We start from the raw sequence: 26,400 nt of genomic DNA, 5'->3' as shown, positions 1-26,400 counted from the left end.
TATGGAAGTTTTATTGTCATCAGAAGGCATTATTGCCCTCTTAACCCTTACATTTTTAGAAATTGTTTTGGGGGTAGATAACATCATTTTTATCTCCATAATTTCTAATAGGCTACCAGAAAAGCAGCAATCAAAAGCTAGAAATTTAGGTTTGGCTTTGGCGCTTATTATGCGTGTGGGGCTGCTTTTAGGAATCAGCTGGATTATCGGATTCACAGAACCATTGTTTACAATGTTCGATCATGATGTGAGCATCAAAGATTTAATTCTTATGATAGGTGGGCTATTTCTTATTGGAAAGAGCACCACCGAAATCCACGAGTCGCTAGAGGTGCAAGAGCATGAGTCTAAAACAAAAGTGGTGGCTACCATGGGCAAGGTTATTCTTCAAATTGTAGCACTCGATGTTGTCTTCTCTTTCGACTCTATTTTGACAGCAGTTGGTCTTACTGAGCACATTTTGATTATGATTGTGGCGGTAACCATTGCCATGATTGTGATGATGACTTTTGCCGGAAAAATCAGTGCGTTCATCAATAAGCACCCTACACTTCAGATGTTGGCAATGTCTTTCCTAATCTTGATTGGTTTTATGCTTGTACTCGAAGGTCTAGGCAAGCACATTGAAAAAGGCTACATCTACTTTGCAGTATTTTTCTCGTTAACGGTAGAAATCTTGAATATGAGGAGAAGAAAGAACGCCTCTAAAATCAAGCTTAGGAAGAAGATTACGGAGTAATTCGTTCAGAAACTAACTCAAAGAATTTATCACTATTATCTATAGAAAGCACCAATTTATCGGTGCTTTTTTTAATGCCATAAATTCCCTGAACCTTTGTTTTTTCCTTAAGACTGATGACAACGTTACCAGCCCCAAAAGAACTCAGGTTAACAAATTTTTCGCTATGCTCATCTCCTTCTCTTAATTCAATTCTCTTGATGGATTCATAAGGAAGTTCAAACGCCCATCTAATGCCTATGTTCATTTTTATGTGGTCTGCTTCCAGCTCTATTGGTCGGTGTCGCATTGCGTTTCTGTCACCAAAAACGAAGAATAAACTATAAAGGCTGAGCCCTGTAAGAACCCAGGCTAGCACGGGGCTAATGGTCATCAGCCAATAGTGCAATACGAAGGTCTCCACCGGAAGGAGAAATAACACCAGAACAAACACAGATTTGTAACCAGACTTTTGATAATAGCTAAATTGAAGCTCATCCAGGGCTGTCGGCTGCTTCCACCCCATGATGGTGTAGTAAAAGAGAGATGATTCTGAGGCAGCTACATTGGCTAATAATGGTTTTGTTTTTAGATCTATAAGAACCTCTTTTATTCGCTCTGGAAAATCTCTAAGTGTTGTTTTTGACCTTCCCAACTGTCTGTTGATCTGACTCACCTTGTAGATCAGAAATCCTATGATTGCCAGCTCTAATGGTGCAACCATCATCTCAATAATGCTTAAGGTATTATGGTAATTGGAGGGGATTATTTGGAATGCCAAAGTTAGGCTGAGAATAAAGACTGGCACCACAGTGATTTTCGGAATAGAAGTCTTTCTGATGAATAGAAAGTAGATCAGTGGAATAATCAGAGCTAGATCTACTGAACTACCAAAGGCAATTAATGAGCGATTGCTAACGAACTGAGGAGAGTTCATTAACCAAATGCTTAGGAAAATTATCCCCGAAGCTATCAGAATAAAGCTGGGTATGCGAATTGCTGCAGTTTTCATACAGCTGTTAATTTAGAGCATTTCCGTTTTGCCTTAGTTGGCCAGTGAGTAAGTGGAAGATCCTCTAGTTCAGTGGTTTTCTAACCACTTATACCCATGCTATTCAAAATGTTACTCCTTTTTGAAATCAAGAACAACCCTAGAAAAGTCAGTGCTCCGTTCAGTGCCAGAATAAAGAACCCAAACCAGCTTCCACTGGCTAAATCTATGAAGTAAGAAAGTATTGGTGCGGCCAAGCAAACAGGAAGCACATACTTATCCATTACCGATCTTTTCGTTAACAAGCCAAAACTGAAAAGCCCCAAGATCGGTCCGTAAGTATAGCCAGCAGCTTTAAAGATGGAGTTGATCACGCTATCATCATTAATAGCATTGAAGACTAGAATAACTAGAAACAACAGCACAGAAAAGCCAATATGAACTTTGAGTCGAGTCTTTTTCTTTTCGGCTTCTTCCTTCTTTTCGAAGTTTAAAAAGTCTACACAAAAAGCCGTTGTCAAGGCTGTCAGTGCGGAGTCTGCGCTAGAATAAGCTGCGGCAATAATTCCCAATAAGAAGACCACTCCCGCAAAAGTACCCAGATGGTTGAGTGCTAAAAGAGGATAAAGTGTATCCGTTCTGGCAGGAATTTCAATGCCCTTACTTTCAGCATAGATAAATAAGAGGGCACCCATCCCAAGGAATAGTAGATTTGCAAAAATGAGCACAACACTGAATCCGAAAATATTCTTCTGAGCCTCTTTCAGGTTTCTACAGGTCAAGTTTTTCTGCATCATATCTTGGTCCAACCCAGTCATTACAATGGCAATTAAAGCACCAGAGATAAACTGCTTTGGAAAAAACCTCGCACTACCCCAGTCCCAATAGAAAATCTTCGACATTTCACTCTCTTGAATATTGCTGATAGCTTCTCCAAGTGACCAATCCATTTCGCGTATAATGATGAATATGGTCACTGTCACTGCAGTCAGCATAAAGAGTGTTTGTAAAGTATCCGTCCAAACTATGGTTTTGATGCCACCCTTAAAGGTGTAAACCCAAATGAGCAGAATAGTGACCATTACACTTACCCAAAACGGTATGCCAAAGGCATCGAACAAAGCCGTTTGAAGTACTATTGCTACTAAGAAGAGCCTGAAACTTGCTCCAACTACTCTTGACAGTAAGAAGAACCCAGAACCTGTCTTGTAAGACCAAAAGCCGAAACGCTGTTCCAGATAGCCATAAATAGAAACTAAATTGAGTCGGTAATAAAGAGGCATTAGGACGGTGGCAATCACTAAATAACCCAGCAGGTAACCAATCACTACCTGAAAGTATGAGAAGAAGCTATTACCCACTTCGCCCGGAACAGAGATGAATGTGACTCCTGAAAGCGAGGCTCCAATCATTCCGAAAGCCACTAAATACCAAGGGCTTTGTCGGTTAGCAGTAAAGAAAGTCTGTGTGTTGGCACCTCTGGAAGTCAATCGTGCAATAACGATCAGCATAAGGAAGTATCCGCCAATTAGGGCAATGACAAGCGTTGGACTCATGAGGTAAATATATCAGTATATCAGGGATCAGAAAATAGTTGATTAGAATTCCAGGTAGGCTGCTGATCGCTTGATTGCTTAGCCCATTAGGGCGAAAGGGTTTTGTACCACTAGAATTAAAACTAGTTTGTAGAGTATCAAAGAAGAACTGCCCGCTAATTTATTAAAGGAATGACGTGAATACCTAGACCTTTTGGTCTAATTGTGTATGTTTACATTATGAATACCCGTGAGCGCTTAATTAATGTCACTTCTGACTTAATCCGAAAGAAAGGTTACTTCGGCACGGGGATTAATGAGGTACTCAAACAAGTAGGCGTTCCTAAAGGTAGCTTGTATCATCATTTTCCTAAGGGTAAAGATGAGCTCATCCGTGAGGCCGTTTATTATGGAGGAGAAAATCAGATGCAAAAATACGGAGAAGCCTTAAGAGGAAAGACAGCCGAACAAGGTTTATCTGATATGATAGATGTAATGGTGGACGAGCTTTTACAGTCTAATTTCGAAGATGGATGCCCTATTGCTGCGGTGGCTATGGCGGCAGGTACTATAGATGAAGAGATTCGAGAGGCCTGTGCAAAGGTGTTTATTGGTTGGCAAAATAACTTGGAAGGGTATCTGGAAAGAAGGGGGGTAAAGAATGCACAGATTAAGGCGGAAGAACTTTATTCTATGTTTGAAGGAGCCTATGTTTTAAGTAAGGCTCATAAGGATGTTAAATATCTGTTGTTACAAAAGCGCTTTATAGAAACGATTCTGAATTCATAAAAAATTTGACTTATAATAGACCGACTGGTCGGTAAAATTTAATCTAATGACATATAACAAGCAACCCATTACTGAGAAGATAATTCGCTTTCAAGATTGTGATCCATTTGGTCATTTGAATAACTCAAAATACTTGGACTATATGATCAACGCTAGGGAAGATCATCTTATAGAAGAGTATGGTTTGAATATCTTCAACATGGCAAAACAGCATGGTAAGTCTTGGGTTGTCGGTCACAGTGAAATAGTTTATCTGAAACCAGCTGTGGTAATGGAAAAGGTTAAAGTGCAAAGTAGGTTGATTGACTTTTCTGATAGATCAGTAAAAGCAGAGATTGTAATGCTAGACTCAAATGAAGAGCATATTAAGGCAGTGCTTTGGTCTAAGTTTGTGCATTACGACTTAAAGGCTTTGAAAAGTACAGCACACTCTGCTGATTTACGCGAGTTGTTAGAGAAAGTACATGTGCCTATTGAGGAGCAAACTTTAGAACTTAGAGTCAAAAAGTTGGTAGAAGAAGTAAGGCAAGTTCAAAAAGTATAATAAGCTCATTCTCAAACTGAGATGGAGTTTGGCAAAATGACCATCACACGGGTGGTCTTTATTTTTAAAAAATGACAGTTAGGCTTCTAAATCATGCCTCACCATCAAACCAAACCTTAAAGGCATTTACCTTTTCTCGGCTTACAATGATTTCTCTGTCGAAATTCTGTTTAAGGATAATTTTTAGTCGACTATTGGAGTAAACCAAAACGTCTTTGATAGAGTCTATTTCCACAATAAAAGTTCGGTTAACGCGGAAGAATTTTTTCGGGTCGAGCATCTCTTCCAAAGTCTCCAGTTTGTAGTCGATGATCAGTCTTCGACCCTCATTGGTGACTATGTAGGCGTTTCTGCCTTCAGCATAAAACAGGTCTATGGTATCGGTAGTCACCGACTTAATGTGCTCCCCAATCTTCACCATAAAGCGAGTTTTATAGTCTCGCTTGCTAAGCATCTGTAAGGCACTTTGCAGGTCTATAATTGAGTTTACTTCGGCCTGTCCCTGGTCCTGTAATCTATTTTTAAGCGACTTGAATTTCTCAATACTTTCGGAAATGGCTTCAAAAGAAATCGGCTTCAGCAGATAGTCAATACCATTGGCCTTAAAAGCCTCAATAGCGTATTCATTGTAGGCAGTAGTGAAAACCACAGGAATTTCCAGGTTCACTTCTTTGAAGATGTCGAAACTCAAACCATCGGTAAGCTGAATGTCCATGAAGAGTAGGTCGGCTTCACCGTCATTCTTCACCCAGTCAACCGCTTGCTTCACGCTCATAGCACGGCCAATTACTTCTATGTTTTCATCATAGCGCTTGAGAAGTCTTTCTACTTTTTCCGCTGCCGGAATTTCATCTTCTATTATGTAGACCTTCATATTCTGTCGTTTATATCGAGCAAAGGAAGCTTCACAAAGCCACTGCCGTAAGCTTTAATTTCAATCACTGGTCGGTCGGAGAAAAATGCAAAGGCATTGTGCACGTTTTTACATCGATTCTTTATGTATTTATTCTGGCTTAGCCTCTGATTATCCGAATATTGAATCACCAAATAGCCTTCATCTCCATCCTCGTCTAAAGTAATTGTTAAGGGTTGATGCACGCTAATTATACTATTGTTAATTACGCAGTCTAGCATGGTGGGCAACGCATTCGGCACTAATAGCTTTTCTGAGTTTTTCGATTCGTTCTTTACATTAAAGTACAACTGGTCTGGATACCTTTCTTGAAAAAGATACATCAGGTTTTTCGCTGCTTTTATCTCGTCCTTAACAGTAACCAGCTCACGTTTGCGGTTTTCCAGAATATATCGGTAAACCACAGCAAGCCTATCCACAAAGTCTTCCGCCTTATCCTGATTATAATGCACTAAGGTGATTAATGTCTCAAGGCTTTGAAAGAGCAAATCAGGGTTGATTTCATTGTTAAATATCTCCAGCTGATGCTCTAGGTTTTGACGCTTGAGATCTTCTTTCTTCAGTTCAGATTCATTCTTTACAGACAGAAAGTGAGTGCTGAGAAAGAACATAGTAAATAGCAGTCCGCTAATTCCATACACTATGACCATTTTGGTGAGAATGGCCTCGTATATGTATCCCTCATAGTACGTGAAGTAACTGTATGCGGCTAGCAATATAATGAGTGAACCAACCAGCAAATTGGTCACTAGTAGAGCTGCGATAGTGCTGGAGCTTCGTAGGCCATCATCAGATTTTCGTTCAAAACCCCGAATGATCAACCTAAGAGGTTCCGAAATTAGATAAGCCAGAATAACACAAACGAGTAATTCTGTGGTGAAAACGGTATCGTCTAATTGGGCCAAACTATTGTTGAGCAACAAGATGAGCATGTACATCATTATGCCGTAGATTGGTGGTACCACCAATCGGAATATGGGCTGATGTATCAGGTTCTTTTTCATGCAGACAACATGGGTAAACGTACCTCGAAATAGTCGTTATTCTCTATCGAAATCTCCTTTGGAGTAAAAAAAGCATATCGATTTTTAATGTTATCGAGCCCTACTTTATGGCTAGCGGTTTGGCTTGGCGTACCCGTTTTATTGTTCAGTACAATCACTTCTTCCTCAGTAGCTCGAATATGAATCTTCAATGGTTCATCAGAACTGATCACATTGTGCTTTACTGCATTTTCAACCAACAGTTGAAGAGTTAATGGAGGAACAGGTTTCTTATTGAATGTGGCATCTACCTCTATATTGAGCGATATAGCATCTGCATATCTAATGGTGAGCAAGTACCCGTAATCTTTTAGTGCTTCAATTTCCTCTTCTAGTTTTACCAATTGCACCTCTCTGGTGTTTAGAACATAATTGAATGTTTCGGCCAAGTTGCGAATGAAGTTTTCAGCAATGTTCGGGTCGCGATACACAAGAGATGAAATGGTGTTCATTGAGTTGAACAAATAGTGTGGACTCAGCTGGCTTTTTAGTGCTTCAAATTGTAGCTCTAGTTGCTTTCTTTGAGACTTTAGTTTTCTGATTTGCCCAACCGTAAATTCATTGTAACTGAACCTGTTGAATTCTACTAAAGTAACAATGAACATTGTAATAAGCGAAAGTACTATGAGCTTAAGCTCAATTTGGCGAATGAACATATCTTCTGGAAACATGTCGTAATCGATGAGGCCTAAGACATTGGCCAACCAGCCAAAGAGCAACAAAGTGACTCCTAAGAAAACAAAGTCTAGTGAAAGTCCAGCTACGAAACGGCCCAATACATTACTTCTCCAAGGTATTTGCTTATTGAGCCAGCCATTAATGGTTATTATGCCGAAGCCAATTCCTGAAGCAGCCAAAACTGTAAAACCATACAAATTCGCATCTTCCACCAAATGCGGGAGCGCGTTATTATCTGCGTAGAAAAGATAGAACAGAAACAACACTCCTATCACTACAAAGAAAAGCAGACGAAACAGTTTGGGCATTAAAATGTATTTGACTGAAGATAGGAAAAAATGAGGGTGAGCTTCAAATCTTGCCATCGTCACTCCGAATTTATTTCAGAGTCTATTCTGAATTAGATGCTGAATCAGGTTCAGTATGACGAGTTAAAGCTCTTTAGAGGCTCACCCAAGGATAGAAAACACTAGTCGATGCAACGTGCTACACGACCATAGTATGTATCTGAGCGGATGGTTCTGGCTACCGAACGAAACTCGTCTTTCACCTGATCATCGTTCAATTTTCTTACTGAGTCGCAGGCGCCTCTTAGCACCTCAGACTTGTAGTAGTCAGAGTCAATATTATCAGCAGCTTTTAATAGGCTCATCATATGATTCTTGGTTAAGTCACCTTTAATCACATCTTTTAAAATCTTCACCTTGTAATGGTCAGAATCGATGTTTGCCACTCTATCAAGCACTTTAGTGTATAACTCTTGAGACAGTTGCTGGTCTTTCAGTAAAGAAGATAGAATTTCGCTAGCATAATGATCTGAATCCATGTCGGCCACAGTTCTTAACAACGACTCAAAGTGCTTTTCCGAAACCTGCTTGTTTTGAAAAAGGTCGTTCAAAATAACTCGTCTGTAATGGTCAGAGTCCATATATTCTATTCTGTCCATTACAGCAGCAACTACCTTATCAGACACTTCCCTTTGTCTGAGCATTGAACGGAAAGTCTCCGTAACATAATGGTCAGAATCTATTCTAGAAATAGCATTCATTAGGTTGTTGAATGCTTCATCAGAAAGGTTTGGCCTATCTAAAGCATCCTTCAAAATGATAGTAGCATAATGATCTGAGTCTATATCTGAAGCAGATTTAACAATTAGATCTACTGTTTTGTCGTCTAAATCTCTTCTATCGAGAAGTTGCTTGAGTACTTCCGTTTTATAATGGTCTGAGTCCATACCAGAAGCAGCTTTGAGCACTTTAGCCATGGCATCTGAGTCTAAATCTTCTCTAAGCATTCTTTTTAGAATGATAGAAACGTAATGATCTGAATCCATTCTGGCTACTGCATCTAAAAAAGCAGAGGTAGACTCAGCGTTCTTTAAAAACTTATCTCCATGATCTTTAAATAGCTCTGAAATGTAATAGTCAGAATCGATCTCCTTTGTAATGTAGGCGGCCACATTTACCAATTCCTTGCTTTTAAGGTCATGGTTTTCCATTAAGGCATCGAGGTAAATTTTAGAAACATGGTCGTTTCTGATGAGGTTGACCTCCTCCATTACGGCACTGACACCTCCTTTTTTATAGAACCTTTCCACTCGGCTTTCTGCACCCATTCCTGTGGTGCGAATCACCTCAATGAGCACATTGGCTAGGAATTCTTGACCCTCTTTGCCCCAATCTTGGCGGCTTCTACCTACTCGGTATTCATAATTGATTGATCCATCAGAATTGGGCTCAGCCAATACCTCTCTTCTATCACCAAAAGTGGTTTTTCTAATGAGCAGGTAACCGCCTCTTGAAATAGATTTGATGGCTTTGTCGTCATCGGTGAAAACTATTTCTCCTTCATACTCAAGGTTAAGGCGTTGATTTCCGCTCTTATGAGAAACCGTGTGAACTCCACGGTTTACGGAAATTGAGGTTGATGTTTTTGATACTTGCGATTGTACATCGTGTGAAAATGAAAGTAGGGCAAGTATTGCTATTGCCACTCCCATTACCAGGCTTCTGTTCTTCATTTTTTGAGTTTTCATCTTAATAACATTTTGTTTTAAGCTCCTTTAAGTGGGAGACCAATCCCACTATTTCTTGAACCTAGGCTCAGATAGAACTTAATAGTTTTTGACCTTTGGCAAATACCACGTTGCTTCAGCGGTATTGACATTACAATGATGATAAGATTGAATACAACAAAAAACCTGATCGACATGAACCGTTAGGTTTCTGGAGTGAACCGTTGAATGGTGGTAAAGACTTTTATAATTAATCGTAACATAGATACTGTACTGCCTTTGTGAACAATATGATATGAAATTCTATTACTGAGAAAGAGATAGAGTTAGTGGTACTATGGATCTTACTGTTTTACTCATGTGCACTTAATTCAGCATGGAAATGAAAGAGTATTGGCTTTCTTTTATTTTTCTCTCGTTAACTTAGTTAGTTATGAAAAGAACACTTCGCATTGTAAGCATAGTTTTTCTCGGGCTCATCTTCTTCCTCTTTATCTTCTTTATCACCCAAAATGAACAGCTCCCAGAAGGCACTTCGGGGCCAGAAGCTGATGCAATGGCGGAGAAAATGATGGAGTCTTTGAAATATGAAGCTTGGCAAGTTACACCAGAAGTTAGCTGGACATTCAAAGGAATCCATTCATATAGGTGGGATAAGATGGAAAACGTTGTGAATGTAAAATGGGACAATCATGAAGTAATTCTAAAGCCAGAAGACAAATCGGGTATTATTCAGAACGGAGAAAACTATTCTTCTCAAGAAATTGAAGAGCTTATCAATACCTCTTGGGACTATTTTAATAATGACAGCTTTTGGCTTTATGCACCATTTAAGGTCTTCGACCCAGGAACGGAAAGGAGCATTGTTCAGCTTAAAGATGGGCGTCAAGGGCTGAAAGTCACCTACACTTCAGGTGGCTCCACTCCTGGAGATTCCTATTTATGGATATTGGATGAAAATCATCGGCCAACATCAGTCAAAATGTGGGTTTCCATTTTACCATTAGGAGGAATGGAATTCACATGGGAGAATTATAAGACTTTGGAATCTGGGGCGATGATTGCTCAAGATCATTGGCTTTATGGTAGTGTGAATATTGATATTAGCGACCTCGACTCAGATATGAATTTCTATTATGGTTTTTATGAAGTAGCATTTAGCGATATCATTGAGGGATTAGGGAAGGAATATAGCCTACGTTTTGAAAGACACACATTTGACCAAAGAGATTTAAATATGTTTGCTAGCTCAATCAGCAATACCCTTCAAAAGCAAGTCTCTTTAGATAGTACTCAGCAACATGTTCTTGATAATATTACTTGGAACTTTGAGTTGATCGAGAACCATGATAATTCCTCAAGAAAAACTGTTTCGATTATCTATTCCTCTCCAATGTCTATAGGAAATGGAATGTTCATGTCGTCCATCGATTTTCAATTTGGAAATGAAAAGAGAAGAATAGGAAGTATTGGCTATATAGTAGTCAGGAAAGAGAATGGTAGCTGGAAAACCTTGCATTCTGAGAGTGTCTTGGAGTTCTGACAGTATATCAATATCATTCGTGCTGATTTTAAATTAGAAAGGTTATTATGAAGTTGCATATAACACACAAGTCTTTGATAATGATGATGTCTCTGATTATGATATTGCAGTCATGTTTTCCCAAAGATGAACCATCCATTACTATCATAAATAATTCAGATGATATTATTCGAGATGTCTACTATTGGCCTAGTCGGCTAGATACAATCAGAGCTCAAATTTCTATTGAATCTGGTGATAAGATTCAGGATAAATTTAACCTTGAGGAAGTTGAAACTGACGGAAGTTACCTAGTTAGCTTTCGAAGAGGGAATAACACTGATTTAGAGAAGGTAAACTTTGGTTATTTTACTTTAGGAGCCTCCCTAGATAGGAATTTTACTCTCATAGTGATGTCAGATACTGTCCTGGTCAACTCCAAATAGTAGATCATGGCAAAGTAATTGCAAGTGCCATTGGAAACATTGACACTTATGAAAAAGCAGATATTAATACTCGCATTATTTTTTGTTGTAGCTCTGGTAAAAGGGCAGGATTCTAAAAATTTTATCGATCAGAATTACATTGAGGTAACAGGGATTGCCTATAAAGAAGTGGTGCCAGATGAGATTTACCTAACCGTTCAGATCAACGAAAAGGACAATAAGGGCAAGGAATCTTTAGAGAAGCTGGAAAGAGATATGTTGGCGAAATTAAAGAGCCTTGGCATTGACACTAAACAAGATGTAATGCTCAATGATTTAACCAGTAATTTCAAATTCTACTTTTTAAAACGAACAGATATTTTCGCTTCCAAAGAATACACTGTCAAAGTGAATAAAGCCGGCTTAGCGGGTAAAGTTATCTCTGGCCTGAGTGATATCGGAATTTCGAATGTTGGCTTAGACAGAGTAGAGTATTCTAAAGAGGAAGAGCTTAAGATGGAAGTAAAGAGAATGGCCATTCTTAATGCCAAAGAGAAAGCAAATCTATTGGTTGGAGCATTAGACCAACAAGTAGGTAAGGCGCTCCATATTCAGGAGTTTGACAACCCAAGAGTTTACAGACCACAGGTGATGGAAATGAAAGTTAGAGGTGCCTCTAGCCTAGATGCACAGGCACAACCAGAATTCGATTTCGATAAAATTAGAGTAGACGCCTCTATTCAAGTGAAGTTTGCGATAGATTAATCTACCTATAAGGGGGACCGGCCAGCCATGCCACAATGGACTGCCGGACTACCTTTGTAATTGGAGTTATAAGAGTAATGATAAAATAAATAGTTTAGAAGGATAGTCAGATTTTAGAATATTGAGGAGATCAGAGAAACGAAATTCACTGGCCTATTGCTTCTGGAAGTGTGTACTTCATCAAGTAAAATCCCTCAAGATCATCAAACTTCTTTTCTACCAACATCCTTCCTTTATCCAAAAAAATACCTGTACTATACTCAGGAGGTAGCTTAATTAAATCTTCTTTCTTGTTTTTCATGTTATAAATCAACCAGTATTGATCTCGCTTATGAACAAAGCCTTCGTAATTTCTCTGATCCTCATAGGCCTGCTCTCTTGTGGGAAACTTATGCAAAAAATCCTTCTCATCTGAAGGCTTCGAAAACTGCACAATGACTAAGTCATCCAAGACTTGAAGATTTGTAACATACAAATTACCAAAAGCATTCTTATTTCGATAATATACTCTGTCGTAATATTCCGAAGGAGTTTTAGGAAGAAAATCGGAGCCAATTCTAACTTTTTTAACCTCTGAAAGCACCTTGGACTTTATCTTTTCCTCAATCTTGAAATTCTCATTCAGAACATAAATGCAGTCTGAAAATGGAAAGGTCAAATAGGTTTTATTGCCAATTCTATGAAATAAAGGATATAGGTTGAACCAAAAAACCTTGTCCTCCTTCAAAACTTCCACCATTTCAGGAAAGTCTTCATAAGACATAATTGTTTCTGCAGAAACAATTTTCTGTTGATATTCATTGATTTCAAAGCGAGCTAAGACATCGGCATTCTTATAATAAGATTTGGTAAATTCACTATGTAATGTACTACCAGCAGCAAGGGTTAAGTAAAACTTCCCATCTTCATCCTTTTCCGTAAAATGAAATGAAGTGAGTGGGGGGCGAAAAACATTAGATAGATATTCAAAAAGTCTCAAGGTATAACGGTAATTCGCGTTTTTGTCGAAAACATAAAGCATAAACGCATTCCCACTAGTTAAAACGTATATTCCCCCATCGGTACTCTGCCATACCGATGCATAGTTCCCTACTGGAATTTCACCTGGGCCGTTCCCTCTTCGGGTAATATTCTTGATAAATTGTCCCGTTGTATCAATTTCGCTTACATTTAAACCTGACCATCCCATCAAGAACAGTTTATTCTCTAAATATTGTTCACGATCAAGTTTCGGAATATAATCATGATATGAATTACCATGTATATCAATTAAGACACTGTCCTTAGTAACAGGCAGCAAGAACTCTGTCTCTAGAGAAACAAAAGACTCCTCATTTGCAACTTCTTCCTCCAGTCTATTATAACAAGAAACAAAGGGTAGAAAAATAACAATCCCTACCCCAGTTAAAATAAACTTCTTCACTATTGTTGCTTACAATCTACTACCCATGCGTCAGTACAATCTGTAAATGCACCCATGCATTCGTAATTCATAGGATTATTCGGGTTTTCATTCATTATAGTTCCAGTAATTACAACCACTTCAGGTTCACAAGGAGGAGAACTTTGGGACTTAGCATCTAGTGTTAATCCTACGGTAAATAGAGCAACAAGCCCTAAAACTACCAATACATTTTTTGCATTCTTTTTCATATACTTTAAGTTTTAATTAATTATATAAACTTTAAGTAAATTAAATTTTTTTTACAAAAATCACAATTTTTTTTAAAATACAATATTATTGATAATCTTAATAGATTGTTCGGATGATTATCAATAATGAACTCAGAGTTCTTAACGATAGGTATTAGAAAAAACTAGTTAGAGATTTTTCTTCATGACGTAAAAAGGGTCATGCTCAAGCTTATCGTGGACTTTATGAAAGCGTAAGTGTTGAGTTCATTAAGGTTGAATGATTAAAATAGATTTCTGGCAAAGCTAAATTTACCTATATGGAGGTCCGGCCAGCCATGCCACAATGGACTGCCGGACTCCCTTTGTAATTGGAGTTACCCGGTGCATAATAAATGAAGGGAAGACAACCACAGTGCCCTTAGTTCTTGGAGCATTATGGTAGTTTTTGTTGATCATGAATTGAAGATCTCCACCTTCATATTCTTCTGGGTCAGAAAGTTGGACGGAGATACTGAGCTTTCGGTGTGAAATTTCACCGGCACCAAAATCCAGATGCCAGTCAAAAAAATCACCTTCGCCATATCTAGCCAATTGTAGTTCATGATGAAAGCCTAAGAGGTCGTACCCATATCTTTCATGGTTACACTGAATACCTAATTGCCCAATTTTTTGATAGAGCCAGATATTCTCTTCTGAATCTTTGATAAAAGTGAGTTTCGTTTTACGCAATGTCTCATCCGTTGTCTTTCCTCCTCCGCTTAGGGTAGCATCTACTTCATTCTTAGAACTCCAGAGGTTCCTAATTTTATCAACTTCCTGAGGATTAAAGAACCCTTCATAGAATACAAATTCGGCAAAATGAGGTCTGGTGGCTTGTTGGAATGGGAATACGATTGGATTCATCTGGCGTTTATCAATTCAATAAAGAAAGCCAGAAATTTTTAGCCAACAAAAAACCCTGACCATTACTGATCAGGGTTTCAATTTATGTTTTGTTTGAAGTCTTAGTCTTCTATAACAGACTCAGCAAGTACTACTACTTTGTTGTTCAGTACCTCCATAACTCCTCCATCTATGACTACCACCTCTTCTTTTCCAGAAGCTTTGATAGTCATCTTACCTTTGCCAAGGGAAGAGATCATAGGGGCGTGATTGCTGAGCACTTGAAACTCGCCATCACTACCAGGGAAGGTTACTGCAGAAGCTTCTCCTTCAAAAACCTTTTTGTCAGGTGTTACAACTTCTAATAGCATACTTAATTATTTAGCGGCATCAGCCATCAACTTCTCACCTTTAGCTCTTGCTTCCTCGATAGTACCTACCAAGTTGAAAGCAGCTTCAGGAAGATCATCGTGCTTACCATCAAGAATTTCGTTGAAACCTTTGATAGTATCTTTAATGTCTACAAGCACCCCTTTCAAACCAGTAAATTGCTCAGCAACGTGGAATGGTTGAGAAAGGAATCTTTGAACACGTCTTGCTCTAGATACAGTTAGCTTATCCTCGTCAGACAATTCGTCCATACCAAGAATTGCAATGATATCTTGAAGTTCTTTATATCTCTGTAGCGTCTCTTTAACTCTCTGTGCACAGTCATAGTGCTCGTTACCAAGAATGTCTGGAGTCAAGATTCTTGAAGTAGAATCTAGAGGATCTACCGCAGGGTAGATACCAAGCTCAGCAATCTTTCTTGAAAGTACGGTAGTAGCATCCAAGTGAGCGAAAGTAGTTGCAGGAGCAGGGTCAGTCAAGTCATCCGCAGGAACGTAAACAGCCTGTACGGAGGTAATTGAACCATTCTTAGTTGAAGTAATTCTTTCTTGCATAGCACCCATTTCAGTTGCTAGAGTAGGCTGATAACCTACCGCAGATGGCATACGACCAAGAAGGGCCGATACCTCAGAACCTGCCTGAGTGAAACGGAAAATGTTATCAATAAAGAATAGAATATCTTTTCCTTGTCCATCGCCTTCACCATCACGGAAGTACTCAGCAATAGTAAGACCAGAAAGGGCCACTCTTGCTCTCGCACCTGGAGGTTCGTTCATCTGACCGAACACAAAGGTTGCTTTAGACTCGGCTAATTTGTTTTTGTCTACTTTAGAAAGATCCCATCCGCCTTCTTCCATAGAGTGCATAAAGTCGTCACCGTAAGTTACAATGCCAGACTCAATCATCTCACGAAGCAAGTCGTTTCCTTCTCTAGTTCTTTCACCAACACCAGCAAATACAGAAAGACCTGAATAAGCTTTTGCAATGTTGTTGATCAACTCCTGAATCAATACAGTTTTACCTACACCGGCACCACCGAACAATCCAATTTTACCACCCTTTGCATAAGGCTCGATAAGGTCGATTACCTTAATACCAGTGAAAAGAACTTCAGTTGATGTAGAAAGATCTTCGAACTTAGGAGCAGGTCTGTGAATAGGGAGTTTTTTATCTCCTTTAGGCTGATCGATACCATCGATGGCCTGACCTACTACGTTGAAAAGTCTACCTTTAATGTCGTCACCAATAGGCATAGCAATAGCAGTACCAGTGTCTACTACGTCCATTCCTCTAGTTAGACCTTCAGAAGAGTCCATTGCAATGGTTCTCACTCTGTCTTCTCCAAGGTGCTGCTGACACTCCAGCACAACCACTTGGCCATTTTCTTTTGTTACTTCAAGTGCATCTAAGATGTTCGGCAACTTGGCTCCTTGAGCGTCAAAACTAACGTCTACAACCGGGCCAATTACCTGCGTGATCTTTCCAATATTCGCCATCTGTTATTCTTTATAGAAAGGAAAAACGGGGTTATTTTTTCTGCGTGCAAAGGTAAATGGATAATGTATTAAACCAAAGGGTTATCAAGAAAATAGAAAGCAATATTTGCCTGACATTTAAGGCCTTAATATAATTCGGAATGTTGTGCCAACGTCTGCGTGTGAGGACTTTACAAATATTTTACCTTGATGATAGTTTTCAATAATTCGTTTGGCAAGTGCTAAACCTAGACCCCAGCCGCGTTTCTTAGTGGTAAAACCTGGTTTAAATACGTTCTTCACTTTTCCTTTCGGAATTCCTTTACCGTCATCAGATATATCTACAAATACTTCGTTAGACGATTCTAAACCAATTGTAACATTAATATTGCCAATGCCACTCATAGCATCCACTCCATTTTTAACAATATTCTCTATTACCCATTCGAAAAGAGGCTTATTAATTTTGGCTTTTAGGTCGTGCATATCGGTCTCCACGTTCATGATTACCTTTGATGATAGCCTTGGTCTTAAATAGTTGAGGCAGTTGTTCACCACCTCATAAACAGGTTCATTTTTTAGTACTGGAACAGAACCTATATTGGAAAATCTAGAGGTGATGCGCTCTAAACGCTCTATATCTTTATCGAGCTCAATAATAACTTCCTCCTTTTCCTTCATTTCTGGCATGGCCCGAATGTATTCCATCCATGCCATGAGTGATGATAGGGGAGTGCCTAGCTGATGTGCAGTTTCTTTGGCCATACCAACCCAAACACGGTTTTGCTCCGCTGTACGTGAATAGGAGAAGGCCAAATAGGCGATAAATGCGAATATGGCAATTACCGAAAGTTGAATGTATGGATAGGCCCTTAGCTGCCTAAGTATGTATGAATTGCGATAGTAAACGTACTGAATGTCACTAATAGAACCATCGTTGGCGTTGCGTACCATTATGGTGAATGGTCTATTCTCCCTTTTCATCTTCTCCAACGTTTTTTCTAACTGAATTTCTCTTTGAGAAGTACTTGACAAAGAGTCTACCACATTCCTAGACAATAGTATCTCTTGCGATGCAGAGTCTACCAAAATGACTGGTAGGGTATTGGAGGGAGTAATAATATTGTTGGTAATAAAAGTAAGTGAAGATTCGTCTGCTAAGACTGAGCCCGAAAACTCAATAGCCTTTGCCCAAAGCTCGATTTTCTCTTCTTCTCCTTCCTTGAGTCTGTCTACTAACTGATCGGTATAAATAATTGAGCCAGAACCAATGATCAAGGCAACCACTAAGATGAACCATTTAATCTTAGATTGATTGGTATAGAAGTCTATCTTAAAGCCGCCTTTGAAAGGGTTTTGCATATGGTGTTAACGCTCAATACCTCACTTTTTCTGTTCGGTAGAAATGAAATTTAATGATAATTCATCACTTCACTAGTGGCAACCATATTTGGTCGAATAGTAAGTCTTGAGGCTTTTCACTTACGGGTCTGCAACTCAGCGTCTAAGTCGAGTAAAAATCTATCTAGCAATCCTTGCTGAACATGGTCCATCACCACAATCTTAAACCATTTGGCATTATCGCCATGAGCATCTGGAACTAGAAGGTACTTTTCGGCCAATTTAGGAGTGATGTATTTAGATTTAATAGTCACGATATTCACGTCTGGATTTCGGAAGTATTCAACTCCTCGTTCGTCCAGATTGCTACACAGTCTATCGGTTTTCTTTTGAAGCTTCTCAATCTTAGCCTTCCAGCCGGCAGAACCATAAGTTCTCATAATCATCCAAACGGCAACAGCATTCGCTCCCGATCTACTCCCCACTAAAGTGTAATCTTTCCCTTTAACGTAATTGGCTTCTTCTGTTAGGGCGTATTCCATAAACCCTTTGCGGGTAAGGTAAATGCCAGTTCCGTAAGGAGATTGTAGCATTTTATGTCCATCTAGGGTGAAAGAGTTAATCTTTGGGTTTTCGAAAGTGTAAGATTTGCTTTCAGTTAAAAAGGGATAGATGAAACCACCATAAGCACCATCTATATGAACCTTGTAGTCAACTGCCAGATCATCTAACCAACCCGTGATTTCGTCAATATCATCTACCGAGCCAAACATGGTGGTAGACATGCTCATGATAACGATGAAATGCTTTACCCCACTTTCTCTAGCCGTTTTGATACACTCAGTTAAACTCTCTTGAGTTACTCTTCTGGTTTCCTCATCTACTTTGGTTACGTAACTTTTGAGGCCTAGCAGTCTGCAAGCTTTGGGCATAGAATAATGAGCATCTTCAGAATAAAGTACAGCTACCTCATTTGCATTAGCCTCGAACTCTATTTCATAATAGCGCTTAAGAATCCAAATGGCTTGAATATTAGCTTCAGTGCCTCCAGAAGCCACATAACCATCAAAATCTTCTTCTCCACCTTCAAAGATTTCTTTCGCGCAAAGGTCAATTAGTTCTCTTTCAATTTGGTGAGTACCGGTAAAAGCTGCTTCCGACTCATTCAGCGTATGGCAGCCAATGTGGTTAGGATTGGCAATGAGTGTAGAAAGAAAGGGAGCATCTTTTAAGAAAGGAGCATCGTCATAAAAAACTTCGGGATCTAGATAAGATGCAGGCAGCCCCAGAACAGGTTTTTCCCTATAATCTAAATTCTGCTTCAGCGCATTACTGACAACCTCTTTAATCTTTTGGTGCGAATAACTCTCCCAGTGCATATTCTCTACATTCAATTAGAATGCAAATATATAAGGCTGAGTTTAGATTTAGCCCTCACTTCAGTTATGAACATGTCGTGAAAAGAAAAGGCCGAAGCTCCATTCTAGAACTTCGGCCTTTTAATAATTTTATAGCTTGAGGTTACACCTTCATGGTGAACCACTTTTTCATCACTTTCCAGTTCACTTTAACTCCGTACATCAATATTCCGATTCTGTAAATTCTACCAGCTATATAGATGGTACCCACAAAACCTGCAATCAATAACACCATTGAAAGTGCTAATTGCCAATCTGGTACTCCAAATGGAATTCTAGCCATCATAATAATTGGCGAAGTAAGCGGAATCATTGACAGCGTTACTGCCAAGCCACCGTTCGGGTCTTCCAATACAAAGAACATAGCCATAATTGACACAATGATAGGAATGATAATAGGGAACATAAACTGCTGAGCATCTTGCAAACTATCTACCGCAGAACCTACTGCTGCATACAATGCTCCGTAAAGGAAGTACGCACCTAAGAAGAAGAATAGGAAGCAAAGAAGAATTTTCACCACTGGAACTGAAGCAATCATACCCTGAATATTGGCTGCCATTTCCTGTTGCTGACTCATAGCCTCCTGAGGCATTTGTTGAGATGCAGCTTCCATCATTACATCATTTCCACCAGATAGGATCCCCAATCCAAGTGTAGAAAGGCCCCCAATTAGCACAATCCATATCAATAGTTGAGTGAAACCCACTGCACCAACACCCAGCACCTTACCCATCATTAGTTGGAAAGGACGAACCGAAGAGACAATTACCTCCACAATTCGGCTGGTTTTTTCATCGAGTACAGACTGCATTATTTGGCCACCATACACAAAAATGAACATGTATATCAGGAAGCCCATTCCGTAGCCAATAGCATAGCTTAGTCCACTATTACTTTCTTTTGCTTCTCCTGTTTCGGTGATATTAAAAGTATCTAAACCTACTCTAGCTTGAAGGTTGGCTACTACATCGGCATCTAAACCAGAGCGCTGAAGCTTGAGGTCTTCAATGCGTCTTTCCATAGCCCTCTCTATAGATTCAAGGGTTCTAAAACTTGGATTAGTAGTAGAATAGAACTCAAACCCTTCGAAGCGAGATACAGAAATATCTGACAAATCTAGCTCGGGTATGTATAATAAACCGAAGGCGCCTTCATCGTCAAACTTAGCTTTCTGGTCATCTAATGAACCTGTAACGAAAGTAAAGTCGTACCCACTTACATCAAATACATTCTCGAAATAGCCACTCTGATCTAATACTCTTATTTCATCGTGACCAGAGTCTTTATCTCTAGTAGCAAAATAGGCTATAGCGAAAATTATGGTTGGAATTACTAGTGGAGTTAAGAGTGTAGCCAATAAGAATGACTTCTTTTTTACCCTGGTTAAGTACTCTCGCTTTAGGACTAAAAATATTTTATTCATGATTGGCCTCCTTTCACTAAGCTGATGAAAATATCGTTGATTGATGGAATGATTTCGATAAACGAGTGCACCTCGATTTTACCGATAAGCTCTTGAAGCAGAATATTTGGAGACTCTCCGTTTTTGGCCTCAATGGTGGCCTTGTTTAGACCTAACTCAGAGATAGAGTTATTCAGAATTTTGATGCTTGGGCTCTCTGCTAAAGATCCTTTGAAGATTACTTCATACTGATTGAGCTTGTAAGAATTACGGATGTCATTCTTTTTGCCATCAAGAATTTTCTGCGACTTGTTAATGAGTGCAATATGATCGCACAATTGCTCTACAGATTCCATTCTATGCGTAGAGAAAATAACGGTTGCACCTTTTTCGCGCAGCTCGAATATTTCATCTTTTATCAGATTGGCATTCACTGGGTCGAATCCTGAAAATGGCTCATCTAGAATAAGCAACTCTGGCTCATGAAGCACAGTAGCAATGAACTGAATTTTTTGGGCCATACCTTTAGAAAGGTCTTCCACCTTTTTTCCGGCCCAATCGCTTAACCCTAATTTTTCTAACCAGAACTTAATGCGTTTTCTGGCTTCGGAATTGGAAAGGCCTTTGAGCTGAGCTAGGTACATGAGCTGTTCGCCCACTTTCATTTTTTTGTAAAGACCTCGCTCTTCCGGAAGGTATCCAATTACACCAATGTGCTTTGGGTCTAGCTTTTCGCCATTGATGAGTACTTCGCCCTCATCGGCCATAATAATCTGGTTAACAATACGGATTAGAGTGGTTTTCCCTGCCCCGTTAGGTCCTAAGAGCCCAAAGATGGACTGCTTTGGGATGCTGATGCTTACGTCATTCAATGCAGTATGTTCAGCATACCGCTTGGTGACATTATTCGCCTCTAGAATGTTCAAAACAGTTTGAGTTTAAGTTGTCTTTGAAGTTAAAGGCTTTTGGAGACTCAACCCTAAAAAGCCCAAACTAATTTGAACAAAATCAATAAATGACTGAGTACATATCTATTAAGCGGAACAATTGACCGCCCTATGGAATATGAAAGGCCTGAGATTAAATTACTTGTTGGTGAAAACTACGCTACCCATAGAAAGGTCTATATTGAACGTAAGCACATTAGGTGCATTAGGAGAGTAGCTAGAGCTCACAAATACGTTCTCTTTAACTTTTTCAAAGCCTTCAGGTACTTTGAACTTTCGGTAAGAGGTGTCTTTCATTCTAACTATTACAGGTATATCTTCTAAAGGAAGATTAATGGTAAGGCTACCAGCACCAACTCTTGCCCAAATATCACTAGGCATTAAAGGTTGTTCATCAAAATCTAATGTAAGACTTCCAAAGCCTACCTCTGCCAAAATGTTCTTGGCCCTAGCTAGGTCTAGTCTTTCAATTTCTACATCGCCCATATCTACAGAAACAGTCATGGTATCCATTTCCATTCTGTTCTGCATTTTTGATAAATAACCAACCTTCACGTGCGCATTGCCCGAGGTGATTTTACAGTTTTCTACTGCTATATCTGACAGGTCTATATAGGCTTTTCCTACACCGTAATTCAAGTCTAATCGGTAAGGCTTGTAGTCAGTGAAATAGATGTTCCAGTAATTTTCGGTATCTGTAGTTTTCTTCCCAAAGATTTTTGAAAGCTTTGAACCGAGCCCCTCTTTACCATTATCTTTCAGATTAAGCCAAGCATGAAGCGTTTCTCCACTCATTTGCTTGCCAAAGTCTGAGGTAATGTATTCCTCATTATGGTTACCCATAATATTAATAGGTAACTCTCCCATACGAGTACGAATTTCACAGGTGCCAGAAGAGGCTTTCAGTTTGAAATAAACCTTTTCACAAGATTCATCACCTTCTACAGTGAAGTGTTTCTTTGTCTGTGCCAGCCCTTCAATACCAACTGCTCCTACGATGGCTAACAGAAAAAGTAATTTTTGCATGCTCTAGCTTACGGTTTGTTTAAAGATTGGGTTGCAATCTGTTATAAACCGAATAATACGGGAATTAACTGAAAATAGTTAGGAGTTTTTTGTGCTGGGTAGTGGCCTCATCCTTTTTCTGTTCTAAATTCAATAGAATGCATTCAAAACTTGCAGCCTGCAAGTCTTCTCACATGGGGTAGTAAATGCAGCCTGTCATTCCCGCGTATGGGCGGCATTTAAGAGGACAATGGCTTTAAAAAGAAATCCCCGACTTGGTCGGGGATTACACTTAAAGTATTTTAAAAGAACTCTTTAATCTTTTCGAAGAAGCCTTTTTCTCCTTTACCCGGAGCAGGAGCAAAATTTTCTGAAGCTCTCAGCTTCTCGAGCATTTCGGTTTCCTCCTTGGTTAGCTTTTTAGGAGTCCACACATTCACGTGAATCAGCTGATCTCCTTTGCCGTAACCGTTAATATCTTTGATACCTTTTCCTCTAAGGCGAAGAATTTTTCCGCTTTGGGTTCCTGGATCAATCTTAATACGAACCTTTCCATCAATAGTTGGCACTTCCATGCTTCCACCTAAAGCAGCGTCAATGAAGCTTACGTAAAGATCGTATACCACATTATTGCCATCACGCTTGAGTTGCTCATCTTCAATCTCTTCGATTACAATGAGTAAGTCACCCGGAACACCTCCACCCGGAGCCATGTTTCCTTTGCCCGACATAGAAAGCTGCATTCCGTCACCAACACCCGCAGGAATTTTGATTGGAATAACCTCTTCTTTCATTTCCAAGCCAGTGCTATCTACACCAGGAGGTCGCTTATCTATGATTTTACCTGAACCACTACAGGTAGAACAGGTACTGGCAGAAACCATTTGGCCGAGCATGGTATTCACCACTTTCTTCATTTGGCCGGTTCCGCCACAAGTATTACAGGTTTTGAAAGTTACTCCGTCTGCGTTGATCAGACGGTTCACTTTTATTTTCTTTTCAACACCGTTGGCAATTTCTTCTAGGTTAAGCTTTAGCTTGATGCGCAGGTTAGAGCCTTTGCGCTGGCGTCTGCCACCACCGCCTCCACCAAAGAAGCTTTCAAATGGGCTGCCGCCTCCACCGAAGATATCTCCAAATTGCGAGAAGATATCGTCCATGTTCATGCCGCCACCTTGGCCACCGAAACCACCACGCATGCCATCATGGCCAAAGCGATCGTACTGAGCTCGCTTTTCTTTGTTGCTTAGTACATCATAAGCTTCTGCAGCTTCTTTAAACTTGTCTTCAGCAGTTGGGTCGTCTGGATTTTTATCAGGGTGATATTTAATAGCCAACTTACGATAAGCCTTCTTTAACTCATCTTCAGTTGCACCTTTGCTTACCCCTAAAATTTCGTAGTAGTCTCTTTTTGCCATATTAAGCTCCTATCACCACTTTAGCGAAACGAATTACTCTTTCTCCTAAGTAGTAACCCTTTTCTACGGTATCAATAATTTTTCCTTTTAGTTCCTCATCCTCTACTGGGAATTGTGTAACAGCTTCGTGAAGGTCTGCATCGAAAGGAGTGCCCTTTTCTGTTTCCATCACTTTTAGCCCTTTAGACTCGAGTGTCTTGAATAACTTAGTTGAAATAAGGCCGAAACCCTCTTTCACTGATTCAATATCTTCCTGATTTTCGTTTGCCTTTTTGGCTCTCTCGAAATCATCTATAGTTGGAAGCAGCTCCACCATAAGATCAGAAGAAGCTGTCTTAATCAGGTCAATGCGCTCTTTAGCATTTCTTCTTCTAAAGTTTTCGAACTCAGAGTAAAGTCTTAGGTATTTATCTTTGGCTTCTGCCAACTCAATTTCGAGCTTTTCTTCGGCAGAAAGTTCTTCTTGCTCTTCAACCTGCTCCTCTTTTGCAGAATTATCTTCTACTTGATCTTCGGTAGCAGTTTGGTTCTCAGCTTCCAATACTTCGTTCTCTTCTTGATTTTTGCTTGCTTTCTTATCCTTTGCCATTGTTTCACTTATAAACCGCCAGCCCATGCACAATTTTTTTGCCAAGCCATACTATGGTGTCATTATGGCATAAAGCGCTTTGGAAGACGAAAATAGATGTCAGTTTATTGATTGATATATGTATTCAAATACTCCAAATAGCTGAAAAGTTGATTAGGATGCCTCTCTGTTTTTACCCCGCCCCTAAAGGGTGGCATAAGCTGAATAACAGCCCCCTTTAGGGAATCAAATGGTAGCTGGCTTAACTTTTCAGCTTCCTTCACCAAGACCAACTTTTAGACTTTATTTTATTGATTAATTCTTTTCCAAATCAGGTCTTTCAGTTCTTGTAAGCCCATTTGAGCGACTGATGAAATGAAAACCGTTTCGATATCTGTAGGAAGAAGTTCTTTCATTTCTGCGATCATCTCTTCATCGAGCATATCGCATTTAGAAATTGCCAGTATTCTTTCTTTATCGAGCAGTTCAGGGTTATACTTTTTCAGTTCGCCTAGCAGAATGTCATACTCTTTTTGAATGTCAGTGGCATCGGCTGGGACAAGGAAAAGAAGAATTGAATTTCGCTCTATGTGCCGAAGGAAACGAATACCTAAACCTTTGCCTTCCGCAGCCCCCTCAATAATTCCTGGTATATCGGCCATTACAAACGACCTATGGTCACGATAAGAAACCACGCCAAGATTAGGAACAAGTGTAGTAAACGGATAATCTGCAATTTCTGGCTTAGCAGCAGATACTACCGAAAGCAAAGTTGACTTGCCAGCATTTGGAAAGCCTACTAAACCTACATCGGCTAAAAGCTTAAGCTCGAGCACACAAAGTTCTTCTTGGCCAGCTTCACCAGGCTGAGCATGCCTTGGGGCTTGATTGGTAGCTGTTTTGAAATGGGTGTTTCCAAGACCACCACGGCCACCAGGAAGTAACACTACTTCTTGCCCATCTTCTGTGATCTCACAAATTACCTTTTCTTCAGGCTCGGTAAACTTGGCCACAGTGCCTAACGGAACATCTAGAATTATATCCTTACCATCGGCACCAGTACTACCATGACCACTTCCACCTTCACCATTTTCTGCATAAACGTGCTTTTGGTATCGTAAGTGAAGCAGGGTCCACATTTGCTTGTTGCCTCGCAAAATAATATGGCCGCCTCTACCACCATCGCCACCGTCAGGGCCGCCTTTAGGTACGTGCTTTTCTCTTCGGAAGTGCACAGCACCTGCTCCTCCGTTTCCAGAACGACAATACAGTCTTACGTGATCTATAAAGTTGGAACCTGCCATAACTTGATATTAACAAAAAAGATGACCAAAGTGGTCATCTTCAAAGATTTATATTTTGAAAAACGGTTAAACGTGTGACTTGATGGCACTCTCTATTTCCTCGAAAATTCCATCTATAGTTCCTACACCATTTACTTTGCATGCCTTGCCTTGCTCTTCATAAAAGGCAGCAACTGGCAAAGTTTTATTCAGGTATTCCTGAATTCTAACGTTTATTTTTTCTTCGTTCTGATCGTCTGCTCTGCCAGAAGTTTTTCCTCTTTCCAAAAGCCTTCTTTTAAGCTCATCTTGAGGCACATCTAACATAATCATGCAATCAATTTTTGTATCTCTTTTAGAAAGCAGTTCGTCTAAGGCTTCGGCCTGAGCTACAGTTCTTGGGAAACCATCGAAAATAAAGCCTTTGGCGTCTGTATTTTCGTTCAGGAAGTCATCAACCATTCCGATTACTACCTCGTCTGGAACTAACTTTCCATTATCCATGTAAGAACGAGCTTCTTTTCCTAGCTCTGTTCCTTCACCTAAATGCTTTCTGAATAAATCGCCTGTAGAGATATGCTTTAGCCCAAACGTGCTTATAATTTTCTCGCTTTGAGTTCCTTTTCCCGCACCTGGAGGGCCAAACAATACTAGATTAATCATGTAATTGATTTTATAACAAGGGCACAAATATAA

Annotated in this window: 26 protein-coding genes; 6 read left to right on the top strand and 20 right to left on the bottom strand. The window is 39.7% G+C overall.

Annotation, left to right across the window (positions count from 1 at the left end; genetic code table 11):
- The first annotated feature begins 1 nt into the window (after position 1).
- On the top strand, positions 2-739 hold the full coding sequence (locus T7867_RS05365) for a TerC family protein (RefSeq protein WP_068216538.1): 738 nt from the start codon (positions 2-4) through the stop codon (positions 737-739).
- On the opposite strand, the gene T7867_RS05360 is transcribed toward T7867_RS05365, so the two are convergent.
- Together T7867_RS05360 and T7867_RS05355 are read right to left on the bottom strand one after the other, a co-directional pair.
- Entirely contained in the window at positions 729-1,730 is a 1,002-nt protein-coding gene (locus T7867_RS05360) for a hypothetical protein (RefSeq protein WP_322299932.1), read from the bottom strand. The genes T7867_RS05365 and T7867_RS05360 overlap by 11 nt on opposite strands.
- A gap of 80 nt (positions 1,731-1,810) precedes the next feature.
- Positions 1,811-3,265 (bottom strand): sodium:solute symporter, encoded by a 1,455-nt coding sequence (locus tag T7867_RS05355; protein ID WP_322299931.1) that lies wholly within the window; start codon positions 3,263-3,265, stop codon positions 1,811-1,813.
- 219 nt (positions 3,266-3,484) lie between these two features.
- Between T7867_RS05355 and T7867_RS05350 the strand changes: the two genes are divergently transcribed.
- Both T7867_RS05350 and T7867_RS05345 read left to right on the top strand, forming a co-directional pair.
- Entirely contained in the window at positions 3,485-4,033 is a 549-nt protein-coding gene (locus T7867_RS05350; protein WP_322299930.1) for a TetR/AcrR family transcriptional regulator, read from the top strand.
- Between the two features lie 46 nt (positions 4,034-4,079).
- Positions 4,080-4,577, top strand: coding sequence for an acyl-CoA thioesterase (locus T7867_RS05345; protein ID WP_322299929.1), 498 nt, complete (start codon positions 4,080-4,082; stop codon positions 4,575-4,577).
- Positions 4,578-4,668: 91 nt separating this feature from the next.
- Here the strand turns inward: T7867_RS05345 and T7867_RS05340 are convergent, their stop codons facing one another.
- From T7867_RS05340 to T7867_RS05325, 4 genes are all read right to left on the bottom strand, one after another.
- On the bottom strand, positions 4,669-5,451 hold the full coding sequence (locus tag T7867_RS05340) for a LytR/AlgR family response regulator transcription factor (RefSeq protein ID WP_288340123.1): 783 nt from the start codon (positions 5,449-5,451) through the stop codon (positions 4,669-4,671).
- Entirely contained in the window at positions 5,448-6,494 is a 1,047-nt protein-coding gene (locus T7867_RS05335; RefSeq protein ID WP_068216525.1) for a histidine kinase, read from the bottom strand. The genes T7867_RS05340 and T7867_RS05335 overlap by 4 nt, the downstream gene beginning before the upstream one ends.
- Positions 6,491-7,519: a sensor histidine kinase gene (locus T7867_RS05330; RefSeq protein ID WP_322299928.1), complete on the bottom strand. Its 1,029-nt coding sequence runs from the start codon at positions 7,517-7,519 to the stop codon at positions 6,491-6,493. The genes T7867_RS05335 and T7867_RS05330 overlap by 4 nt, the downstream gene beginning before the upstream one ends.
- Before the next feature lie 161 nt (positions 7,520-7,680).
- Positions 7,681-9,246 carry a hypothetical protein gene (locus T7867_RS05325; RefSeq protein WP_322299927.1) on the bottom strand — a complete coding sequence of 522 codons (1,566 nt, stop codon included), beginning with the start codon at positions 9,244-9,246 and terminating at the stop codon, positions 7,681-7,683.
- Between the two features lie 412 nt (positions 9,247-9,658).
- Here T7867_RS05325 and T7867_RS05320 point away from each other — a divergent pair, with 412 nt between their 5' ends.
- The 3 genes from T7867_RS05320 to T7867_RS05310 are packed head-to-tail and all read left to right on the top strand — an operon-like array spanning position 9,659 to position 11,937.
- Positions 9,659-10,768: a hypothetical protein gene (locus tag T7867_RS05320; RefSeq protein ID WP_322299926.1), complete on the top strand. Its 1,110-nt coding sequence runs from the start codon at positions 9,659-9,661 to the stop codon at positions 10,766-10,768.
- Positions 10,769-10,815: 47 nt separating this feature from the next.
- Positions 10,816-11,193, top strand: coding sequence for a hypothetical protein (locus tag T7867_RS05315; protein WP_322299925.1), 378 nt, complete (start codon positions 10,816-10,818; stop codon positions 11,191-11,193).
- A 48-nt stretch (positions 11,194-11,241) separates the two neighbouring features.
- Positions 11,242-11,937 (top strand): SIMPL domain-containing protein, encoded by a 696-nt coding sequence (locus tag T7867_RS05310; protein WP_322299924.1) that lies wholly within the window; start codon positions 11,242-11,244, stop codon positions 11,935-11,937.
- Positions 11,938-12,082: 145 nt separating this feature from the next.
- Here the strand turns inward: T7867_RS05310 and T7867_RS05305 are convergent, their stop codons facing one another.
- The 14 genes from T7867_RS05305 to T7867_RS05240 all read right to left on the bottom strand — a co-directional run bounded on the left by T7867_RS05305 (position 12,083) and on the right by T7867_RS05240 (position 26,367).
- A complete protein-coding gene (locus T7867_RS05305) occupies positions 12,083-13,360 on the bottom strand; it encodes a hypothetical protein (protein ID WP_322299923.1) in 1,278 nt (425 codons plus the stop codon).
- The gene (locus T7867_RS05300) at positions 13,360-13,590 is read right to left on the bottom strand and encodes a hypothetical protein (protein ID WP_322299922.1); all 231 of its coding nucleotides are present in this window, start codon (positions 13,588-13,590) and stop codon (positions 13,360-13,362) included. Before T7867_RS05300 ends, T7867_RS05305 begins: the two co-directional genes overlap by 1 nt.
- Before the next feature lie 291 nt (positions 13,591-13,881).
- The gene (locus T7867_RS05295; RefSeq protein WP_322299921.1) at positions 13,882-14,475 is read right to left on the bottom strand and encodes a 2OG-Fe(II) oxygenase; all 594 of its coding nucleotides are present in this window, start codon (positions 14,473-14,475) and stop codon (positions 13,882-13,884) included.
- 101 nt (positions 14,476-14,576) lie between these two features.
- Positions 14,577-14,825 carry an ATP synthase F1 subunit epsilon gene (gene atpC, locus T7867_RS05290; RefSeq protein ID WP_068216510.1) on the bottom strand — a complete coding sequence of 83 codons (249 nt, stop codon included), beginning with the start codon at positions 14,823-14,825 and terminating at the stop codon, positions 14,577-14,579.
- Positions 14,826-14,831: 6 nt separating this feature from the next.
- Positions 14,832-16,340, bottom strand: a complete 1,509-nt coding sequence (atpD, locus tag T7867_RS05285; RefSeq protein WP_068216508.1) for a F0F1 ATP synthase subunit beta — start codon at positions 16,338-16,340, stop codon at positions 14,832-14,834.
- Positions 16,341-16,457: 117 nt separating this feature from the next.
- Positions 16,458-17,681 carry a sensor histidine kinase gene (locus tag T7867_RS05280; protein ID WP_322299920.1) on the bottom strand — a complete coding sequence of 408 codons (1,224 nt, stop codon included), beginning with the start codon at positions 17,679-17,681 and terminating at the stop codon, positions 16,458-16,460.
- Positions 17,682-17,797: 116 nt separating this feature from the next.
- Positions 17,798-19,039: a pyridoxal phosphate-dependent decarboxylase family protein gene (locus T7867_RS05275; RefSeq protein ID WP_322299919.1), complete on the bottom strand. Its 1,242-nt coding sequence runs from the start codon at positions 19,037-19,039 to the stop codon at positions 17,798-17,800.
- A 142-nt stretch (positions 19,040-19,181) separates the two neighbouring features.
- Positions 19,182-20,504: an ABC transporter permease gene (locus T7867_RS05270; protein ID WP_068216497.1), complete on the bottom strand. Its 1,323-nt coding sequence runs from the start codon at positions 20,502-20,504 to the stop codon at positions 19,182-19,184.
- The gene (locus tag T7867_RS05265) at positions 20,501-21,409 is read right to left on the bottom strand and encodes an ABC transporter ATP-binding protein (protein ID WP_288340108.1); all 909 of its coding nucleotides are present in this window, start codon (positions 21,407-21,409) and stop codon (positions 20,501-20,503) included. The genes T7867_RS05270 and T7867_RS05265 overlap by 4 nt, the downstream gene beginning before the upstream one ends.
- A gap of 159 nt (positions 21,410-21,568) precedes the next feature.
- The gene (locus T7867_RS05260; RefSeq protein WP_068216493.1) at positions 21,569-22,456 is read right to left on the bottom strand and encodes a hypothetical protein; all 888 of its coding nucleotides are present in this window, start codon (positions 22,454-22,456) and stop codon (positions 21,569-21,571) included.
- Between the two features lie 281 nt (positions 22,457-22,737).
- Positions 22,738-23,853: a molecular chaperone DnaJ gene (gene dnaJ, locus T7867_RS05255; RefSeq protein ID WP_322299918.1), complete on the bottom strand. Its 1,116-nt coding sequence runs from the start codon at positions 23,851-23,853 to the stop codon at positions 22,738-22,740.
- 1 nt (position 23,854) lies between these two features.
- The gene (locus T7867_RS05250; protein WP_068216489.1) at positions 23,855-24,442 is read right to left on the bottom strand and encodes a nucleotide exchange factor GrpE; all 588 of its coding nucleotides are present in this window, start codon (positions 24,440-24,442) and stop codon (positions 23,855-23,857) included.
- Between the two features lie 287 nt (positions 24,443-24,729).
- Positions 24,730-25,725, bottom strand: a complete 996-nt coding sequence (obgE, locus tag T7867_RS05245; protein WP_068216487.1) for a GTPase ObgE — start codon at positions 25,723-25,725, stop codon at positions 24,730-24,732.
- 66 nt (positions 25,726-25,791) lie between these two features.
- The gene (locus T7867_RS05240) at positions 25,792-26,367 is read right to left on the bottom strand and encodes an adenylate kinase (protein ID WP_068216483.1); all 576 of its coding nucleotides are present in this window, start codon (positions 26,365-26,367) and stop codon (positions 25,792-25,794) included.
- Positions 26,368-26,400: the final 33 nt, after the last annotated feature.

Origin of the sequence: Roseivirga spongicola, assembly GCF_034376045.1 — a bacterium.
In the GTDB taxonomy this organism is placed as follows: Bacteria; Bacteroidota; Bacteroidia; order Cytophagales; family Cyclobacteriaceae; genus Roseivirga; species Roseivirga spongicola.
The sequence above is the reverse complement of the archived record's forward strand: the minus strand, read 5'-3'. Positions and strand labels throughout refer to the sequence as shown.

Excerpts from the sequence above, each read along its gene's own strand:
- T7867_RS05365 (WP_068216538.1), top strand. The coding sequence starts at position 2 with ATGGAAGTTTTATTGTCATCAGAAGGCATTATTGCCCTCTTAACCCTT.
- T7867_RS05360 (WP_322299932.1), bottom strand. The coding sequence starts at position 1,730 with ATGAAAACTGCAGCAATTCGCATACCCAGCTTTATTCTGATAGCTTCG.
- T7867_RS05355 (WP_322299931.1), bottom strand. The coding sequence starts at position 3,265 with ATGAGTCCAACGCTTGTCATTGCCCTAATTGGCGGATACTTCCTTATG.
- T7867_RS05350 (WP_322299930.1), top strand. The coding sequence starts at position 3,485 with ATGAATACCCGTGAGCGCTTAATTAATGTCACTTCTGACTTAATCCGA.
- T7867_RS05345 (WP_322299929.1), top strand. The coding sequence starts at position 4,080 with ATGACATATAACAAGCAACCCATTACTGAGAAGATAATTCGCTTTCAA.
- T7867_RS05340 (WP_288340123.1), bottom strand. The coding sequence starts at position 5,451 with ATGAAGGTCTACATAATAGAAGATGAAATTCCGGCAGCGGAAAAAGTA.
- T7867_RS05335 (WP_068216525.1), bottom strand. The coding sequence starts at position 6,494 with ATGAAAAAGAACCTGATACATCAGCCCATATTCCGATTGGTGGTACCA.
- T7867_RS05330 (WP_322299928.1), bottom strand. The coding sequence starts at position 7,519 with ATGCCCAAACTGTTTCGTCTGCTTTTCTTTGTAGTGATAGGAGTGTTG.
- T7867_RS05325 (WP_322299927.1), bottom strand. The coding sequence starts at position 9,246 with ATGAAAACTCAAAAAATGAAGAACAGAAGCCTGGTAATGGGAGTGGCA.
- T7867_RS05320 (WP_322299926.1), top strand. The coding sequence starts at position 9,659 with ATGAAAAGAACACTTCGCATTGTAAGCATAGTTTTTCTCGGGCTCATC.
- T7867_RS05315 (WP_322299925.1), top strand. The coding sequence starts at position 10,816 with ATGAAGTTGCATATAACACACAAGTCTTTGATAATGATGATGTCTCTG.
- T7867_RS05310 (WP_322299924.1), top strand. The coding sequence starts at position 11,242 with ATGAAAAAGCAGATATTAATACTCGCATTATTTTTTGTTGTAGCTCTG.
- T7867_RS05300 (WP_322299922.1), bottom strand. The coding sequence starts at position 13,590 with ATGAAAAAGAATGCAAAAAATGTATTGGTAGTTTTAGGGCTTGTTGCT.
- T7867_RS05295 (WP_322299921.1), bottom strand. The coding sequence starts at position 14,475 with ATGAATCCAATCGTATTCCCATTCCAACAAGCCACCAGACCTCATTTT.
- atpC (WP_068216510.1), bottom strand. The coding sequence starts at position 14,825 with ATGCTATTAGAAGTTGTAACACCTGACAAAAAGGTTTTTGAAGGAGAA.
- atpD (WP_068216508.1), bottom strand. The coding sequence starts at position 16,340 with ATGGCGAATATTGGAAAGATCACGCAGGTAATTGGCCCGGTTGTAGAC.
- T7867_RS05280 (WP_322299920.1), bottom strand. The coding sequence starts at position 17,681 with ATGCAAAACCCTTTCAAAGGCGGCTTTAAGATAGACTTCTATACCAAT.
- T7867_RS05275 (WP_322299919.1), bottom strand. The coding sequence starts at position 19,039 with ATGCACTGGGAGAGTTATTCGCACCAAAAGATTAAAGAGGTTGTCAGT.
- T7867_RS05270 (WP_068216497.1), bottom strand. The coding sequence starts at position 20,504 with ATGAATAAAATATTTTTAGTCCTAAAGCGAGAGTACTTAACCAGGGTA.
- T7867_RS05260 (WP_068216493.1), bottom strand. The coding sequence starts at position 22,456 with ATGCAAAAATTACTTTTTCTGTTAGCCATCGTAGGAGCAGTTGGTATT.
- dnaJ (WP_322299918.1), bottom strand. The coding sequence starts at position 23,853 with ATGGCAAAAAGAGACTACTACGAAATTTTAGGGGTAAGCAAAGGTGCA.
- T7867_RS05250 (WP_068216489.1), bottom strand. The coding sequence starts at position 24,442 with ATGGCAAAGGATAAGAAAGCAAGCAAAAATCAAGAAGAGAACGAAGTA.
- obgE (WP_068216487.1), bottom strand. The coding sequence starts at position 25,725 with ATGGCAGGTTCCAACTTTATAGATCACGTAAGACTGTATTGTCGTTCT.
- T7867_RS05240 (WP_068216483.1), bottom strand. The coding sequence starts at position 26,367 with ATGATTAATCTAGTATTGTTTGGCCCTCCAGGTGCGGGAAAAGGAACT.